At 66.2% G+C, this 17537-nt stretch carries 16 protein-coding genes and 2 tRNA genes; 13 read left to right on the top strand and 5 right to left on the bottom strand.

Features of this window, described 5'->3' with window-relative positions:
* Positions 1-206 precede the first annotated feature (206 nt).
* From AUR65_RS12810 to AUR65_RS12780, 7 genes are read left to right on the top strand one after another with little or no spacing between them, the layout of a single operon-like run.
* On the top strand, positions 207-3509 hold the full coding sequence (locus tag AUR65_RS12810; RefSeq protein WP_058567238.1) for an ATPase, T2SS/T4P/T4SS family: 3303 nt from the start codon (positions 207-209) through the stop codon (positions 3507-3509).
* Complete coding sequence (locus tag AUR65_RS12805; protein ID WP_058567237.1) at positions 3510-5552, top strand: type II secretion system F family protein; 2043 nt, start codon at positions 3510-3512, stop codon at positions 5550-5552.
* Positions 5552-6046: a DUF7287 family protein gene (locus tag AUR65_RS12800; protein WP_058567236.1), complete on the top strand. Its 495-nt coding sequence runs from the start codon at positions 5552-5554 to the stop codon at positions 6044-6046. The genes AUR65_RS12805 and AUR65_RS12800 overlap by 1 nt, the downstream gene beginning before the upstream one ends.
* Positions 6040-6675 carry a DUF7288 family protein gene (locus tag AUR65_RS12795; protein WP_058567235.1) on the top strand — a complete coding sequence of 212 codons (636 nt, stop codon included), beginning with the start codon at positions 6040-6042 and terminating at the stop codon, positions 6673-6675. The genes AUR65_RS12800 and AUR65_RS12795 overlap by 7 nt, the downstream gene beginning before the upstream one ends.
* Positions 6663-7673, top strand: coding sequence for a DUF7261 family protein (locus AUR65_RS12790; RefSeq protein WP_058567234.1), 1011 nt, complete (start codon positions 6663-6665; stop codon positions 7671-7673). Before AUR65_RS12795 ends, AUR65_RS12790 begins: the two co-directional genes overlap by 13 nt.
* Positions 7670-8176, top strand: coding sequence for a DUF7266 family protein (locus tag AUR65_RS12785; RefSeq protein WP_058567233.1), 507 nt, complete (start codon positions 7670-7672; stop codon positions 8174-8176). The genes AUR65_RS12790 and AUR65_RS12785 overlap by 4 nt, the downstream gene beginning before the upstream one ends.
* Positions 8173-8949 (top strand): DUF7289 family protein, encoded by a 777-nt coding sequence (locus AUR65_RS12780; RefSeq protein WP_058567232.1) that lies wholly within the window; start codon positions 8173-8175, stop codon positions 8947-8949. Before AUR65_RS12785 ends, AUR65_RS12780 begins: the two co-directional genes overlap by 4 nt.
* A 48-nt stretch (positions 8950-8997) precedes the next feature.
* Here AUR65_RS12780 and AUR65_RS12775 read toward each other — a convergent pair whose 3' ends face one another.
* The gene (locus AUR65_RS12775; protein ID WP_058567231.1) at positions 8998-10509 is read right to left on the bottom strand and encodes a DUF7289 family protein; all 1512 of its coding nucleotides are present in this window, start codon (positions 10507-10509) and stop codon (positions 8998-9000) included.
* 157 nt (positions 10510-10666) lie between these two features.
* Here AUR65_RS12775 and AUR65_RS12770 point away from each other — a divergent pair, with 157 nt between their 5' ends.
* Together AUR65_RS12770 and AUR65_RS12765 are read left to right on the top strand one after the other, a co-directional pair.
* Positions 10667-11404 (top strand): HNH endonuclease, encoded by a 738-nt coding sequence (locus tag AUR65_RS12770; protein ID WP_058567230.1) that lies wholly within the window; start codon positions 10667-10669, stop codon positions 11402-11404.
* Between the two features lie 245 nt (positions 11405-11649).
* Positions 11650-11862, top strand: coding sequence for a hypothetical protein (locus AUR65_RS12765; RefSeq protein ID WP_058567229.1), 213 nt, complete (start codon positions 11650-11652; stop codon positions 11860-11862).
* Positions 11863-12342: 480 nt separating this feature from the next.
* On the opposite strand, the gene AUR65_RS12760 is transcribed toward AUR65_RS12765, so the two are convergent.
* From AUR65_RS12760 to AUR65_RS12745, 4 genes are all read right to left on the bottom strand, one after another.
* A tRNA-Ala gene (locus tag AUR65_RS12760) sits at positions 12343-12414 on the bottom strand.
* A gap of 114 nt (positions 12415-12528) precedes the next feature.
* Positions 12529-13188: a DUF7343 domain-containing protein gene (locus tag AUR65_RS12755; protein ID WP_058567228.1), complete on the bottom strand. Its 660-nt coding sequence runs from the start codon at positions 13186-13188 to the stop codon at positions 12529-12531.
* Positions 13189-13358: 170 nt separating this feature from the next.
* Complete coding sequence (locus AUR65_RS12750; protein WP_058567227.1) at positions 13359-14234, bottom strand: ion transporter; 876 nt, start codon at positions 14232-14234, stop codon at positions 13359-13361.
* A gap of 410 nt (positions 14235-14644) precedes the next feature.
* Positions 14645-14716 (bottom strand) — tRNA-Ala (locus AUR65_RS12745).
* 244 nt (positions 14717-14960) lie between these two features.
* Here AUR65_RS12745 and AUR65_RS12740 point away from each other — a divergent pair.
* The 4 genes from AUR65_RS12740 to AUR65_RS12725 are packed head-to-tail and all read left to right on the top strand — an operon-like array spanning position 14961 to position 17448.
* Positions 14961-15428, top strand: a complete 468-nt coding sequence (locus AUR65_RS12740) for a 30S ribosomal protein S15 (protein ID WP_004977438.1) — start codon at positions 14961-14963, stop codon at positions 15426-15428.
* 4 nt (positions 15429-15432) lie between these two features.
* The gene (locus tag AUR65_RS12735) at positions 15433-16554 is read left to right on the top strand and encodes a hypothetical protein (protein WP_058567226.1); all 1122 of its coding nucleotides are present in this window, start codon (positions 15433-15435) and stop codon (positions 16552-16554) included.
* Positions 16551-16793: a KEOPS complex subunit Pcc1 gene (locus AUR65_RS12730; protein ID WP_058567225.1), complete on the top strand. Its 243-nt coding sequence runs from the start codon at positions 16551-16553 to the stop codon at positions 16791-16793. Before AUR65_RS12735 ends, AUR65_RS12730 begins: the two co-directional genes overlap by 4 nt.
* Positions 16786-17448, top strand: coding sequence for a 30S ribosomal protein S3ae (locus AUR65_RS12725; RefSeq protein ID WP_058567224.1), 663 nt, complete (start codon positions 16786-16788; stop codon positions 17446-17448). Before AUR65_RS12730 ends, AUR65_RS12725 begins: the two co-directional genes overlap by 8 nt.
* Positions 17449-17537: the final 89 nt, after the last annotated feature.

Raw genomic sequence — 17537 nt, 5'->3', positions numbered from 1 at the left:
GAAAACACCAATTAGATGATGATTCCGCGGTCGTCCCCCGATTCAAGCGGCGTCGGACGGCGATAAACACCCGGTTTAGCGGGGCGACCGCGCGGCGGCCGCCGACGTTTGCTAATAAAACGGTATAAAAATAGAACTTAAACAGGACTTAAACTGTGAGTTAACTGAGAAAAAGACTTTTCCATCGGCCCGAATACCCGGTGACAATGGCAACCGACGACGCCGACGGAGGGGACCAAAAGGCGTTAACGGGTGATGTAACGTCACCGGTGGAGAGCGAAACCGCTCCGGAGCAGGCGTCGAACGCGCGCGTCGGGTCGTACACGTGGGCAGACTTTCTCGACGAGTACGGAAGCGACGGCGACGTAGAAGCACTCTACGGGACCGACCCGCGGACGCAACGCGACGCGCCCGGGACGTCCCGATGGGAGGAAGACGACGAACAGGCGACCCCGACGCCGACCCGGACCGACTGGGAACGCGTCGACCTCGACCCCGAGGAGTACCTCGACTGTCACCCGGTCGACGTCGCGACGTTCATCGGCAAGCGCGGCGCGCACGCGAGAGACATCAACGAGCAGTTCGAGGCGTTCTGCGACCCCGAGACGACGCCCGTCGTCAAGGACGTCTGGCTGTGGGAACACTACAAACGCGAGTACTACTACGAGGACGACGGCTCCCGGCCGCGAGATTCGGAGGACGAAATCGTCCGGTTCGACGCCGAGGAGGCGCTCGGGTTCGACCCCGACTACATCGAGAACGCGCTCGCGCGGGCGGGCCAGCGCGCCGAGGAACTCGACGCGGTCGTCGAGGAGCGCACGGTCGACGTGGACCCCGAGTTCGACGAGGACGCGTTCTTCTCCAGCGTCGACGGCACGACCACGCTGGCGAACCGCTACGACCTCGAAAAGGCCGTCCCGATGGAGAAGAAGACGCACTTCCGCGAGGTCGAACGGTACTGGGTGAACAAACCCTACGCGTTCGTCATCATCTTCCACTCCGTCAAGGAAAACGAGAAGAAGTACTACGTGGTCGAACCGCACCTGAACCGCATCGAAGACGACCTGACGGAGTTTCTCACCAACAAGCTTCGGACCGCCATCAAGTACGGCGACGAGAGCGTCGTCGAGGGCGGCCGCGACAACCGCGGGCGAGTCATCGAGGCCGAGACGTACGAACTGCTCTCGCGGTACGACCTCTACGACCCCCCGAAATCGGCGTCCGCGGCGGACGGAAGCGACGACGGCACGACCGCCGACGCGGCGGCGACGGAGTCTTCGGGCCTCGCGTCTCGACTCGGACTGGGCGGCCTTTTCGGCGGCGGAAACGGCTCGTCGGCCGACGCTTCGACGGCCACTTCGACCGCCAGTCGCTTCGGTGGACTCGGCGGCGTCGGCTCCCGACTCGGGTTGGGCTCGGTCTTCGGCGGTCGCTCACGCGACGCCGACGATGACGAACCGCTCGGCGGTATCGACGGCATCGCCGCCCGGCCCGAACCGGCGGTCCTCGCCGACGACGCCGACGACCTGAACGACTACCAGGTGCGAAAGCTCCAGTACTACCTCCGCCGCGACTTCATCGGCTACGAGCGCATCGACGGCATCAAACACGACATCAACGTGGAGGACATCTCCTGCGACGGCTACAACTCGCCGGTGTTCGTCTACCACTCCGACTACGAGCAGATCATCTCGAACATCTACCACGGCGAGGGCGAACTCGACGACTTCGTCGTGAAACTCGCCCAGCGCTCCGGGAAGGGCATCTCGAAGCGACGCCCGCAGGTGGACGCGACGCTCCCCGACGGCTCGCGCGCGCAACTCACGCTCGGCCGCGAGGTGTCGGACCACGGGACGAACTACACCATCCGCCAGTTCAAGGACGTCCCCTTCACGCCCATCGACCTCATCAACTGGTCGACGTTCTCGCTCGAGGAGATGGCGTTCCTCTGGCTCTGCATCGAGAACGACAAGAGCCTCATCTTCGCGGGCGGCACCGCTTCGGGGAAGACCACCTCGCTCAACGCCGTCTCGCTTTTCATCCCGTCGAACACGAAAATCGTCTCCATCGAGGACACCCGCGAGGTCGAACTGCCCCAGCGAAACTGGATTGCCTCCGTCACCCGGCCGTCGTTCGCTGACGACGACAAGGGCGACGTGGACGAGTTCGACCTGCTCGAAGCCGCGCTCCGCCAGCGCCCCGACTACATCGTCATGGGCGAGATTCGCGGCGAGGAGGGCCGGACGCTGTTCCAGGTCATGTCCACGGGCCACACCACGTACACGACGTTCCACGCCGACTCGGTCGGCGAGGTGCTCAAGCGGTTTACGACCGCGCCCATCAACGTCTCGAAGACGATGTTCACCGCCCTCGACCTCGTGTCCATCCAGACCTCGACGCGGGTCGGCGGCAACAAGGTGCGCCGGAACAAGTCGCTCACCGAAATCAACCACTACGACCCCGAGAACGACGAGATAAACGTTCAGGACGTCTACCAGTGGCAGGCCGAGACCGACGAGTTCCTCCAGATGGGCTCGTCGAACACGCTCGAAGAGATCAAGTTCGACCGCGGCTGGAATCAGGAGACGCTCGAACTGGAGATTTTCAAGCGACAGGTCATCCTCGCGTACCTCATCGACCGCGGGCTCAACACCTACACGCAAGTCGCCGCGACGTTCCAGGCGTTCATCAACGACCAGGACACCATCCTCGGGCTGATGGCGACCGACGACCTCGAACGCAGTCTCGAAGACCTCCGGGAGATGGAGTCGGTCCACATCAACATCGACCCCGAAAGCGAGGCGATGGTCCCGCGGCCCGACCCGCCGGAACACGTCCGAAAACTGGCGAAGGAAATCCTCCGCCGGGCCGAAGAAGAGCTGTTCCCCGACTACCGCGGCCGCGACGTGGGCGAGGTCGCGGAGGCGCTCAACCACATGCGCGACGAACCGGACGTGGAGGCGACGCCCGGCGAGCGGGGCGAACTCGACTCGCTCGAAGCGTCGACCCGAGACCCCGAACTCGACGAGGGAACGGACCGCGACGAACTGGACGCGGGCGACGAGACCCCCGAAATCGAGGGCGACGACGGGCCGTCGTCGCTCGACGGCGAGGACGAGACGCCGGCGCTGGAGGCCGGGCGCGACGAGACCGACGCGGACCGCGAGTCGGGCGACGACGACCCGGACGGACCGTTCGGTTTCCGCGGCGGCGAGCCCTCGTTCCCCGACCCCAACGACGACGACGTCGACCTCGACGACTTCTTCGGCGCGTTCGGTATCGACGACGAAGCGGAGGCAGAGTCGGACGGCAGGGCGGGGCGAGACGGACGCGCCGAGACCGGAGCCGACGGAGGCGAAACTAACGCGGCCGGAACCGACGACGCCGAGGCCGACGATGCGACCGACGAGACGTGGGGCGGGTTCGAGGCCGCCAAGGCGGACGACCCGAACGAAACCGACGCCGAGACCGACGACGCGCAGGGGGCGGACTCCGGAGAGGGCGAGTAGATGAGCAACCTCGATTCGAAGACCTCGGGCGGCCTCGACCGCAGTACCGACACCCTCGGCGACGCCTTCTACCCGCTGTTTCAGCTCATCTTCGACGAGGACGGCGAGTTCGTCAGCGACATCGAAGCGAAGCTACAGCAGGCGCGGATGCCCGACACCGTCGAACTCTACCTCTCGCGGGCGCTCGCGGTCGGCGTGCTCGTCGGCCTCGCGCTGTGGCTCGTCGGGATGGTCGTCGGCTACGGCGTCTTCGCGCTCGGCCTCGTCTCGGCTGACTCGGTGAGCCTCGGGATTCCGGTCGGGAGCGAGGCCACGGCGGCCACGCTCCGGTCGCTCGCGATGCCCGCGGCCGTCGTTCTCTCGGGGCTCTTTTTCGGGTCGCTCGGCTTCGCCGGCGGGTTCGGGACGCTCGTCGCGATTCCGTACTCGACGGCCTCGGCACGCAAGCGCGAGATAAACATGCTCCTGTCGGACTCCATCTCGTTCATGTACGCCCTGTCTGTGGGCGGGCTGAACCAACTGGAGATTCTGGAGGCGATGGCGCGCGCCGAAGACACCTACGGCGAGGTCTCTCGGGAGTTCCAGAGCATCGTCCAGGAGACGGAGTACTTCGGCACCGACTACCGCAACGCCATCCGCCAGCAGGCGATTTTGACCCCCTCGGACGACCTCTCGCAGTTCCTGACGGACATGCTCTCTATCGTCAACTCCGGCGGCGACATGCAGGGCTTCCTCGACGACAAGAAGGACAAACACCTCCGGACCGCGAAACAACAGCAGGAACAGACGCTGGAGACGATGGAGCTGTTCGGCGAGATGTACATGACGCTGTCGCTGTTCCCGCTACTGCTCATCATCATCCTCGTCATCATGAGCATGCTCGGCGAGGCCCAGTCGAGCCTGTTGTACGCGACCGTCTACGGACTCATCCCGCTGACCGGCGTCGGCTTTCTCGTCCTCGTCTCGACGGTCAAACAGGACGAAATCGGCGACGGCTTCCTCAGCCCGGAAAACGAGAGCGACCGCCTGCAGGGCCAACAGCGCGAGGGGCTCGTCCACATGGGACTCGTCGAGAGCTACGTCGGCGAGTTCAGCCTCTTTTCGCGCATCAAGGACCGCGAGGGGACGTTCAAGACGAAGGAACTCCTGCGCCGCCCGCACCTGTTCTTCAAGCGACACCCGCTTTTCACCCTCGCGCTGACGGTCCCCGCGGCGCTCGCGCTCCTCGCTGTCTCCGTCGTCGAGGGGGCCGCCCCGACGACGTGGGACGGGATGATAGCGAACCCCGTCTGGGGGACGTTCGTCTGGTTCTACGTGCCGGTCTACCTCATCGCGGTGCCGCTGACCGTCTTCCACGAGTGGAACGTCCACTCGCGGTCGGCCATCACGGGGAAGCTCTCCGATAACCTCCGGAAGTTGTCGAGTGCGAACGACACCGGTCAGACGCTCCTCGAATCCATCAAGACCGTCTCCGACACCTCCTCGGGAAAACTCGCCGACGAGTTCGAGGTGATGTACGCGAAGGTCCACTACGGCATGAGCCTCAGAGAGGCGCTCGTCGAGTTCAACAACAAGTACCACATCCCGCGGCTCGCCCGGACGGTCAAGCTCATCACGAAGGCACAGGAGGCGTCGAGCCAGATCACCGAGGTCCTGACGACGGCCGCGCAGGCCTCCGAGAACCAAGACGACATCGAGCGCGAGCGCATCTCGCGGACCCGGATGCAGGTCGCCATCATCCTCATGACCTACGTGACGTTGCTCGCGGTGATGGCCATCCTGAAGACGCAGTTCCTCGACGTGATGGCCGGCCTCTCGTCGCAGGCGTCGGGGTCCGGCGGCGCAACGACCGGCGGACCGAACTTTGGCGGCGGCATCGACCCCGACCTGCTGTCGCTTCTGTTCTTCCACGGCGTCACCATCCAGGCGATGCTGTCGGGGTTCATCAGCGGCTACATCCGCAACGCGGACCTCCTCGCGGGGGTCAAGTTCGTCGTCATCCTCCAGACGCTCTCGCTCGCGGTGTGGATGGTGGTCGGGTGATGCGGCGGCCCGGCCGCGGCGACGACCGCCGCGAGACGAGCGGCCGGAGCGCCCGCGCCCAGACGACCATCGACTTCGCCGTCGGCGTCGGCATCTTCCTCCTGGCGGTCGCGTGGGTCGTCGGCACCATCCCGCAGATTCTCGACCCCTTCGAGGCCGAACAGGACCGCCCGCTCGTCGCCAACCGCGCCGCCGACTCGCTCACCCAGCGCCTGCTCGTGGACGACGAGAATCCCGGCGTGCTCGACGCGGTCTGCACCGAGGCGTTCTTCGACGGGAACCCGCCCCCCGGCGACTGCGACTACGGGAGCGCCGACCCCAACGCCGCGACCGGCATCGAGGCGTCCTACGGCCTCAACGTCACGCTCTCGCGCGGCGGGACCGTCGTCGAGACGACCGGCGAGGCGGTTCCGACCACCCGGAGCGTCGTCGCCGCCCGGCGGGCCGTCCTCCTCGACGGCGACCTCCACGAGCTATCTGTGAGGGTGTGGTGACCGTGTCTCGCGCACAGGCCCACGCGCTCGAAGCCATCGTCGCCGCGATGGTCCTCCTCGCCAGCGTCACGTTCGCGCTGCAGGTCACCGCGGTAACGCCCCTGACCGCGAGCACGTCGAGCCAACACATCGAGAACCAGCAGGCCGCCGTCACCGACGGCGTCCTGACGGCGGCCGCCGAGACCGGCGCGCTGAAGCGGACGCTCCTGTTCACGCACCCCGAAAACGGGAGCTTCTACGACATCGACGCGCGCGGCTACTACGTCGACGGCGGCCCGCCGACCGCCTTCGGGGCGATGCTCGACGAGTCGTTCTTGGACCGCGGCATCGCGTTCAACGTCTACCTGCACTACCTGCGCGACCGGGAGGTCCGCCGGACGACCCGCCTCGTGTACATGGGCGAGCCGAGCGACCACGCCGTCTCGCGGACGCGACTCGTGACGCTCGCGGACGACGACGTGCTGACCGAACCGGGCATGTCGCCGAGCGGCGACCCCCGCGCGGTCGAAACGTCGAAGACGCTCGAATCGGTCGACGCCGCGGGCGACGAGTCGTACTTCGTTCAGGACGGGAGCGGGGGGCCGCTCTACGGCGTCGTCGACGTGGAGGTGGTCGTATGGCGGATGTGAGCGACGCGGTCGAGCGCGTGAGCGAGGCAGTCGGCGAGGTGAGCGAGGCGAGCGGTCCGAGGCGTCTCGGCGGCGACGACCGCGGCCAACTGATGCTCGTCGCCGCGCTCGCAATCGCGGTGCTCCTCGTCGGCCTCGCGCTGACGCTCAACACCGCGATTTACACGGAGAACCTCGCCACGCGGACGACGGACACGAACCTCGACGGGGCCGTGAACCACGGCGGCGCGGTCGAAGCAGGCGCGGGGACGCTCGTCGACGAGGTCAACCGCGAGGGCGGAACGTACGCCGAACTGACCGACTCGTTCGACGGGACGTTCGGAAACTGGAGCGACACGGCCGCGACGCTCGCCGCGGTCAGGGGGGCGGCGACGAACGCCTCTCGGGTCAGCCACGTCGAGGGGACCCGAATCTCCCAAACCGACGCGGCGCGGAACTTCTCGGACCGCGGCGAATCGGCAGACTGGACGCTCGCCAGCGGCGTCGGCGTCCGCGGCGTCCGGTTCGAGGTCGCACGCGACTCGCTCGCGACGAGCAGCGGGTCGGCGTTCGAATTCGTCGTCGACGACGGGACCGACGCCGTCGAGACCGAAATCTACCGGGACGCGACGCAGGTGTTCGTGACCGTCGAGGACGCCGGCGGGACCCGGACGACCTGTAGCGTGGCGGCCGACGCGGGCGATTCCGTCACTATCGACGTCGCCGCCGGCCGACTCAACGGGACCGCCTGCGACCCGCTCGACGCGGTCCACACCGACCTCGACGGCACGGTCGCGGTGTCGTACCGGAACGCCGTGCAGGCCGAGGGGACATACGAACTGTACGTGAACGAGACGAACGCCACGGTGTTCGACGCGGCGAGGTACGCGCCTGCCGGAAGCGGGTCTTCGCCGGTCGCAGAGGAAGCGCTCTACGCCGTCAACGTCTCGTACGTCTACGAGTCGGGCGAGACGTACGTCTACCGAGAGCTTCGGGTCGCGCCGGGTGAGATTGCATGACGCCTCCGAGAAGGCCGGGCGCTCCCGGAGACCGCACTCAGCGTGGGGCCCGCGGCCGGACCCGCACGACCGACCGCGGCGTCTCGACGGCGCTCGGTTACGTCCTCACGCTCTCCATCACGGTCGTCCTCATCTCGGGGCTGTTGGTCGCCGCCGGCGGCTTCGTCTCCGACGAGCGCGAGCGGGTCACGGAGACGGAACTCGACGTGATCGGAAACCGGCTCGCTTCGAGCCTCGAATCGGCCGACAGGGTCGGGGCCGCGCCCGGCGAGTCGCGCGTCGAGGCGACGATTCGACTGCCGCCCAGAGTCGCCGGCACGACCTACTCCGTCGAGGTCGTCCCGGGGTCGCCGAACGAACTCGTCTTGACCTCGACCGACCCCGAGGTGACGGTCCGCGTCCCCGTTTCGACCGAGACCTCGCTGGCCGCGAGTCGGGTGGACGGCGGCGACGTGACCATCACGTACGACCCGTCGTCGGAGACGCTGGAGGTGGCGTCGTGAGCGACCGCGCGGTGAGCGACACGCTCGGGTTCGTGTTCGTCTTCGCCATCGTCCTCTCGATGGTCGGCCTCGTCTCCGCAGTCGGGATGACCGGCCTGCAAGACGCCCGCGACGTGGAGCGCGTCAACAACGCAGAGCGCGCGCTGGACATCCTCGGCGACAACATGGAGGACATCGCCGAGCGCGGCGCGCCGAGTCGGGCCACGGAGGTGAAACTGCAGGACGCCAGCCTGACCCTCGACCGACCCGTCGAGTTCGTCGTCTCCGGGGAGTTGACGTCGGACCCGTCGGTCAACTTCACCAACACCTACGAGGTCTCGCCGGTCGTCTACGCGGCCGATTCCAGCGACGAGCGAGTCGTCTACGCGTTCGACGCGCTTCTCCGGACCCGCGGCGACAGCGGGACGTTCGTCCGGCGACCGTCGTTCGTGCTCACCGAAGAGCGGGTGTTGATTCCGGCGTTCGTGACGCGCCCCGACGAGGAAGCGACGACCTCGGTCGGCGGGTCGGGGACGTTCCTCATCCGCGCCGACAAGGCCGCGAGCGACGTGCTGGCCGCGCGGACCGACGGGCAGTACGACGTGAACATGACCGTGCGCTCCCCGCGGGCGGCGCTCTGGCGCGAGGAGCTATCGAGCCGCCCCGACGTGACCTGCGACCCGGTCGAAGCGGCCGCGACGCCGGACGGCTATCCGAGCGTCTCGTGTTACGTGAACGGGGCGGAGCGCGTCTACGTCGTCTCGACGTCGGTCGATATGACGTTCGCGGACTGAGAATGAGGATGGGTGCGGACGGGACGCCATTACGACCGGTCACGTCGCTCACTCGACTTCGACTTCGACCTCGTTTTCCGTGACGTGCAGGAAGGTGATGAACTGGCCGCCCTCGGCCTGGTCGTAGTCGAGTTCCCCGCGCGACCCGGACTCGTCGACGCTCTGGCTGTTGCCCGGGCCGTCCGTGACGGTCAGTTCGAACTGCGGCGCGGCCAGCGAGAAGTAGTGGTTGATGACGAAGTCCATCTGGGCGGTGTCGGCGTCGGCCTTCGAGAACGTCTGACCGCTGTCCGCGTCGTGTTCGTCGAAGGTGACGCTGTCGTAGGCCTCGCCGTCGACGATTTCGGGGGCGAACTGCCACTTGTTCTGGTTGCCGAAGCCCTTGTCAGACTGGATGTCGCCGTAGGTCATCGTCTCCGAACTGGTGAAGTCGACGGTGAGTTCGGGGGAGCTCAGCGAGCAGTCGATGCTCACCGCGTCGCTCGTGTCCGGGTCGAGGTCGGTCGCCTGCCAGCCGTGGTACTTGCCGTCCTCGGTGGCGTAGTAGAGCGTCAGGTCGAACGTGCCGTCGTAACTGCCGCTCTTGCACTTGTCGTCCGCCTGCACGTGGAGTTCGAGGTCCCGCTGGTCGCCGTCGTAGTACATCCCCCACTCCATGTTCTGGAGGTGTTGGTCGTTCGAGAGCGTGAGCGTGAACGTCGAGACGTTGTGGTTCGCGGCCATCCCGCGCACGTCGACCGAGGTGCCCTCGTTCGGCATCTGGAACTCGCCGACGAGGCCGAGCGTCTCCAGTTCCACGCTCGCGGTCCGGTTGTCGTCGTCGACGGTCACGGTGCCCTCACTCCGCGACTCGAAGAACGAGGCCCAGCCCCGGTAGTGGTCGCTGTGGACCGTCACGACGACCGTTCCGTTGCTGACCGGATTGTCGAAGCTAGCCGGTATCGTGTCGTAGCTCGCGGTCTCGTTGGGGTAGACGCGCCGGGCTTGCTCGGTCGCCGAGACCCGCGCGGACACGTCGCCCGAGGCCGACCCGTCGCCGGCGACTCGGACGACCGGGAGCGTCAGCGTCGCGCCGCGGTAGTGGAACTCCGGCGGTGAGACCATCGTCGTGCCGCCGTCCTGCGTGCGCCAGACGCCGCCGCCCTCGTAGGCGATTCGAGCGTCGCCGTCGCGGTACTCGACGCTCCCGAGCGACTCGTTGTAGAGTTCTTGGTCGTCGCCGGCGTCGGTGTAGTTCTTGTGCGTGACGCGTAGCCACCCGGTGTCGTCGTCGACGACGTAGGTTCCGCCGCCGGTCCCGCCGAGGTCGACGAACTGCGTCTCGCCCGCGCCGAGCGCGGAGATGGCGACCCGCGAGTCGAACAGCGTCATCGAGTGCTCGGCGCGCGTCAGTTGGGACTCCTGTTTCGTCTCGTCGAGGGCGACGCCGCCGAGGGCGACCACGGCGGTCGTTCCCGCGACCGTTATCGCCAACAGGAGGACCACCGCAATCGGCGAGGTCTGCGCCGTCCGGTCTCTGACGACGCGGTAGAGTAGTGGGACTCGGGGGCGACCGCTCATTACCTGACTGAAGGAGATGCGGGGTCAAAACGTCGCGGGGTACCTGACAGTCTGGTAAGCAGAATCGTCGGTCGGAGCCGGCCGGGGTCGCATCGATCGCCCCCGTGTCAAGGAAAACGAATTTCACCCGGATGCGAGACAGACAGACGAGTGACCGATGTCGGAGGACGCCGAGACGACGACCGGGCGAACGAGACGGACGCGGTGGAGTATCGACCGCGAGCGGATACTCCGTCGCGACGACTACACGTGTCAGAACTGCGGCCGCGAGTACAGCGAGGGGTCGAACGTCTTGGAGGTCGCCCACGGGCGGCCGGTGCGGGACTTCGAGAACGCCGCCGACGCCAACGACCCCGAGAACCTCGTCACCCTGTGTCCGAACTGCCACCGGCAGTTCGACATGGGCGAACTCGGCGACAGAATCGCGTCGAGCCTCCAGCGTGACTTCCGCGAGCGGGCGAAAGTGAGGAACCACGCGAGCACGGTGGAGGCGTTCGCGAGCGACGCTATCGAGATAACGAAACTGAACGTGCTCATCGCGAGCGTCTTCGGGACGGGCGTCACGGTGCTCCTCCAAGCGGACATCGTGACGGACGTCTCCGCGCTGGCGAACTTGGGCGTCGGGTTCGGCGCGCTCGCGTGGGTGCTCTCGACGGGGTTCATCCTCGGGGCGTACATCTCGTGTCGCACCTCGGGAGCGAGTTCCAGCGCCATAGAGGAGGTGCTGGAGGGCGACGACGACGAACTCCCCGAGGAGACGACGGAGATATACTACCGAAACGCCAGGCGAATCGGCATCGCAATCGGCTTGACGCTCATCTGCGTCCTCTTGCTCATCGGCGGCATCGCACTCGCGGCGACGGGAGGGGGCGAACTCGCTGGCTTCGTCGGGTAGCGTGACGGGGTCACGGGTTCGTGAGACGCTGACACCGCGGACGAGAGAACTCACCTGACGTTCGCGTCTGGTATCTTGACAGCCCGACTCGCTTGTCTCCGTCGTCGGAGCGAGGGGGTTCGTAGGTTTCAGTTACGTGACTGCGTCTCTTTGTTCAACCAAAACTCCAGAAATTGATTGGGCAATAGTACGCTCCCCGGCGACGAACCGACCCGTTTTTTCCGTCGCTGACGGAACGTCAGGGTATGACTGATGACGACGCTCCCGAAGTCCCGGTCGTGTGCGAGGCCTGCGACACGACCACGCGCGTTTCACTTTCCGAGGTTGCGGATGCCATCGAGCGACACAACAACCAGGTCCACGACGGCGACGACATCGCGCAGGTCGACCCGGAAATCGTCAAGCACGTGACCGACCTCGCGGCGAAGGACATGAGCGTGTTCGACGACGAGGCGTGAGTCGCTGAGAGACGCTGGTGCGTCGCGTCGGCATCCACCAGTAGCTCAAGTGCGATTGCCGGACTCGCCGGGAGTCCCGCGAGCAGAGCGAGACGGCACTGCCGTCTCGCATGCCATGCGGGCGACTCGTGGGTCGCCCGCAGACGAAGCGAGTGGGACGTCGGCGAGTCCACGAACGACTGACGGAGCGAAGCGACGGGAGAAGTGAGTGGACTCGCCGGGACTGAGCAAACCGGAGGTGTGCGAAGGTCGTGAACGGAGTTCACGGGATTTGAACTCACTCGCAAATCAGAGATTTGCTCGCTGCTCAAATCCCGTCTCGAACAGACATCAATACAGTCGATACACGCGGCTCGCTTCGCTCGCCGGTGGTATCGACAGAAGTTGATGGACTCGCCGGGAGTCCCGCGAGCGAAGCGAGTGGGACGTCGGCGAGTCCACGAACGACTGAAGGGAACGAAGTGACCGAAAGGAAGTGAGTGGACTCGCCGGGATTTGAACCCGGGGCCTCTCCCATGCCAAGGGAGTGATCTACCCCTGATCTACGAGCCCTCAAACGCAATCATTCATTCCCCGGTCGAATAAATAAGGGCTTCGAATCGTTCGACGGCTGTGGGGGTGTCGCGTGGGAAGCGGTCGGCACCGGCGTCTCGATTCGGCGAGAACTCACTCCGCGTCAGTCGGTCGGTCCGGGTCGGCAAAGACGACCAACGTCCCACCCTCGGTCTCCCTGCGCTCGACGTCGCCGGTGGCGACCAACCCATCGACGACCCGACGGGCGTGTGCCGGTGACCAGTCGAGTTCCTCTTCCAGCACGTCTTCGAACATCCGTCCGTTGTTCTTGTGGAGGAGCGAGACGACTCGCTCGGCGTCGGAACGGGAGTCCGCCGTGGCCGCGGTCGGTGCGGTAGACGCCTCCGGTGACGAGGACTTGTTGCGTCCTCTGAGGATGCCTGCCGCGACGAAGCCGACCGCGAAGACGGCGAGTGCGCCCAAGAGAAGCAACGTCTGGCCGTTCGACTCGTCCCCGCCGGAATCACCACCCTCACCGCCGCCGGGCGTTTCCGTTTCGGTCGGCGCTTCGGTCGGTTCGTCCGTCGGCGCTTCGGTCGCAGTTGGTTCCTCCGTCGGGGCGTCTGTCGGTTCTTCGGTCACCGTCGGGTCGTCAGTTAGTGGTTCGGTCACCTGCTCCTGTGTCGTCGTGTTCGACTCCTCACCGGGACCTTCTCCGTCGCCGACGCACCCGGCAGTCGCCACGACGAGTGCCAAGACGACCGCGACGAGGAGCGTTCGGCTCGTCCGGTGGCCGCCCGTTCGTATCGTCATAGAAGTGAAGATACGCCAACAAACGAGATAACTATTTGTCTGAATACTGGAATTTATCGGAGACTATCACAGAATAAATGAAATAATGCGTGATTGTGCTGAAGTCCGCCAACGTCCCGGCGAATCCAAACAGATGCGACGCACGAGCTGAGCAGGCCGGTACGTCGGCGTCAACGATGTTCGCTCCCCGATGAGTCGAGCGTCCCCCCGCAGTAAGGGCATCGATGCTGCACCGGGCCAGTCATCGTTTGCGTCGGTTCCGCCGGTCCCGCCGTCCCATCCGTTGGCTCCGTCTCGGTCTGGTTTTCGCGTTCGCGTTCGGCGAAGAAGCCCGCCGCCAGGATGCTCGACGGGAGCGCGAAGAAGGCGATTCCGCCGAACGTCGTAATCGCGCCGAGTATCCGCCCGAGCGGGGTCACCGGAACCACGTCGCCGTATCCGACAGTCGTGAGCGTGACGATGCCCCACCAGAGCGCGTCCAGAATCGACCCGAACGCCTCGGGCTGGGCGCTTCGCTCGGCGAAGTACATCAGCGTCGACGAGACGAGGACGAGCATCGCGGCCCCGCTGAAGGCGATGGCGAGGTCCTCGCGCTGACTGGCGATAACCCGTTTGAACCGCGTTCGCGAGCGCCGAAAGCGGGGGAAGTCGAATATGCGAGCGAACCAGAGCACGCGGACGCCGCCGAGGCTCTGCGGCGCGGAGACGAAACCAATCCAGAACAGGGCGATGACGACGAAATCGAGGAGGACGAACGGGCGGCCCACGAATCGGAGTCGGCCCGACGACCCGCGGTACTCGGTTCTAATCGCCGAGGCCCACAGCCGGAGGACGAAAAGGAGCGTGAAGAGCGACACGGAGAGGACGGCGAACCCGTCGAACAACAGCGCGTACCTGCTGTAGAGCGCGTCGCTACTCTGAAACACGACGGCGACGACGTTCAGCGAAGCGAGGAGGAGCGCCGCGGATTCGAGGCGCTGTCCCGAGCGCCCCGTCTCCTCGGGATTCACCAACTGCCACACGCGCCGCTTCGTCGAACTGCTCATACGGAACGTAACAACAGAGAAACGTATAGCGTCGCTGGCGACACGATTCGGAGTCGCACGAGTAAGCGACTAGATTCAGCCAACGACCGATAGAGGTGGGCTCGCTGCCCGAACCCCCGAACAGAGACTCCGTTACGCTATGTTCGCGACTCGCTCCGCTCGTCGGAAGTCCAGAGAGAAATTAGTGGACTCGCCGGGAGTCACGTGAGTGAAACGAACGTGACGTCGGCGAGTCCACGAACGACTGACGGAGCGAAGCGACGGAAGAAGTGAGTGGACTCGCCGGGATTTGAACTCGGAGGAAGACGTGCTCGCTCACGATGTTCACTCCGCGCGACTTCCAGGGCTTCAAATCCACGCGCTCGCTACGGCGAGCGCTCGCCTCGTCATTTCTTCACTTCGTTCAGAAATGGACTCGCCGGGATTTGAACCCGGGGCCTCTCCCATGCCAAGGGAGTGATCTACCCCTGATCTACGAGCCCGCATCCTCCGATAGCCGTCGCCCGTTTAGAAGCCCTTCGATTCCGACCGGACCGAGTCGCGGTCAATTCGGAGCCGAGTCGAAACGGTTTAACCCGGCGCGCGTGGACAACCCGATGGGAATCCAGCACGGCCGCAAATCTGACTCGCCCAGTTTGGGCTTGGGATTGCGGTAGTGCCCCGGCAGTCGGTGATACGACTGCGGGGTACTCGTTTCTGCGGTCAGTGCGGTTCCAACCCGCAACAATGGCACGAATGCACACCCGCCGCCGTGGCTCGTCCAGCTCGGACAAGCCGGTGGCAGACGAAGCACCGGAGTGGAGCGACGTCGACGCGGCTGACATCGAAGCCCGCGTCGTCGAACTTGCAGAACAGGGCAAGGACCCGAGCCAGATCGGCCTGTCCCTGCGCGACGAAGGCGTCAAGGGCGTTCCCGTCCCGGACGTCAAGCTCGCCACGGGCAAGAAGGTCACCACCATCCTCGAGGAGAACGACGCCGCAGGCGACCTCCCCGAGGACCTCCGTAACCTCATGGAGCGCGCCGTCCGCCTCCGCGAGCACATGGAGGAGAACCAGCAGGACAAGTCCAACCGTCGCGCCCTGCAGAACACGGAATCGAAGATTCGCCGCCTCGTCTCGTACTACCGCGGCGACAAGCTCGACGACGACTTCACCTACAGCTACGACGTCGCTGTCGAACTCCTCGAAGAATAACTGAATGTCCGTGAGCCCCGCCGAACAGACACCCGCCGCCGACGCCGCCGCGACCCTACGCGAGGCGACGTTCGTTCGTCTCCGCGTCCACAGGAGCGGTGCCGCCGTCGCGGCCGCCGGTGTCATCGGGCGGGCGCTCAGGACACTCGACGTCCCCTTCCGCATCCGCGCGACCGACGCCCCGGACACTGTCGCAAACGACGACGTTGTGGCAGTCGTCGGGCTGTCGAACGCCGATGCGGACCTCGAACTCGACCCGAACGACGCCGTCTCGGTCGTCCGCGAACTCGGAGTCGACCCCGACCCGGCGGTCGCGCTGGCCGGCTTCCACGCCGCCGGCGAGACGCCGGACGACGACACCGAACTCGCAGACGTCGCGGCCGACGCGGGCGTCGAAGCCGGACCCGGCGTGGCCGTCCCGACGGGCGACCTCGCAGACGGACTGGCGCACTCGACGCTCGTTCACGCGCCGTTTTCGGCCGACAGGGAGCGCGCGCAGGCGACGCTCGCCGAACTGTCGCTCCCGGCCGAACTCGACGCGGACGCTCGCAGACGCGTCGCGTCCCTCGTCGCCATCGACGCGACGACCGGCGAGGCGACCGCCCGAGCGGCGACCGCCGTCGAGCGCGTCTTGCGCTCGGAGGCGACCCCGAACGGGCCGTTCGAAACCGTCGGCGGCTTCGCCGACGTGCTCGACGCGACCGTCCGGGAGTCGCCCGGGACCGCCGTCGCGCTGGCGCTCGGACACGACGTTCGAGACGCCGCGCTCGGCGCGTGGCGCGACCACGCGCAGGCGACCCACGCCGCGCTCCGCGGGGCGACGACGGGGCGCTACGAGAGCCTCTACGCGCTCTCCTGTGACCTGTCGTCGCCGGGGCGACTCGCCACGGTGGCGAGGCTCGCCCGCGACTTCCGCTCGCCCGAGCCGACCGTTCTCGCGGTCGGCGTCGGTGCCGCGGCCCTCGTCTCGACCGGCCCCGCCGGACTGGACGAGAACCTCGCCGCGGCCGCGAGCGAACTGCCGGACGCGTCCACGACCGGGTCGCCGTCGGAGGCGACGATGACGTTCGACTCCGCGGCGGAGCCGAGCGACGTCGTCGCGGCCGTCAGGGAGGTGCGCCGATGACCCGGCGTGCGACCCTGCGGACGACCCACGACGACCCCGGTATCGTCGCCGGCGCGCTCGAACCGGACAACACGGAGTCGATGCGCACCCGAGTCGAGGGGGACGAACTCGTCACCACAATCGAACGCCATTCGACCGGCGGCCTCCACGCCACGGTCGATGACTACGTCGTCAACGTGACGGTCGCCGAGACCGTCATCGAAGCCACACGAACGCACACAGACACTAACCATGAGTGAACGATCCGTCTCCAAGCAGAAGCGCGGAAAGCGATGGTACACCGTCATCGCTCCCGAGAATTTCGACCGTAAGGAACTCGGTTCGACCTTCGCGGACGAACCCGAGAAGATCAACGGTCGCACCGTCGAGTCCACCCTCGGCGAACTCAACGACGACCAGGGCGCGAACAACGTCAAGCTCACGTTCAAGATTACCGACGTGGGCAGCGACGCCGCCTACACCGAGTTCATCCAGCAGGAGCTCACCCGAGACTACCTCCGTAGCCTCGTCCGCCGCGGCGCGTCCAAGATCGAAGCCAACGTCACGGCTATCACCAAGGACGACTACCGCGTCCAGCTCCAGCCCGTCGCCTTCACGACGAAGAAGGCCGACCGCAGCCAGGAACACGAGATCCGTCGCATCATGACGGAGCTCACCCGCGAGGCCATCACGGGCCACACCTACGACGCGCTCACCGAGAGCGTCGTCGAGGGTCGCCTCTCGTCGGCCATCTACGGCGACGCGAAGGTCATCTACCCCCTGCGCCGCGTCGAGGTCAAGAAGTTCTCCCTCGAAGCCCGCCCCGAAGAGGTCGAGGCCGAAGAGGAAGCCGCCGTCAGCGTCGACGAAGACGACGTCGCAGTCGACGTCGACGACGAAGAGACCGAAGCGTAAGCCCGTCTCGCCGACGGCCTGACTTCGAATTTCGACTTTTTCGCCGACTGCACGCTGAGTCCCTGAGCGACGCGACCGCGCCGTGCGAC

The sequence above is a fragment of the Haloferax marisrubri genome, from assembly GCF_001469875.2.
GTDB lineage: Archaea > Halobacteriota > Halobacteria > Halobacteriales > Haloferacaceae > Haloferax > Haloferax marisrubri.
The sequence above is the reverse complement of the archived record's forward strand: the minus strand, read 5'-3'. Positions and strand labels throughout refer to the sequence as shown.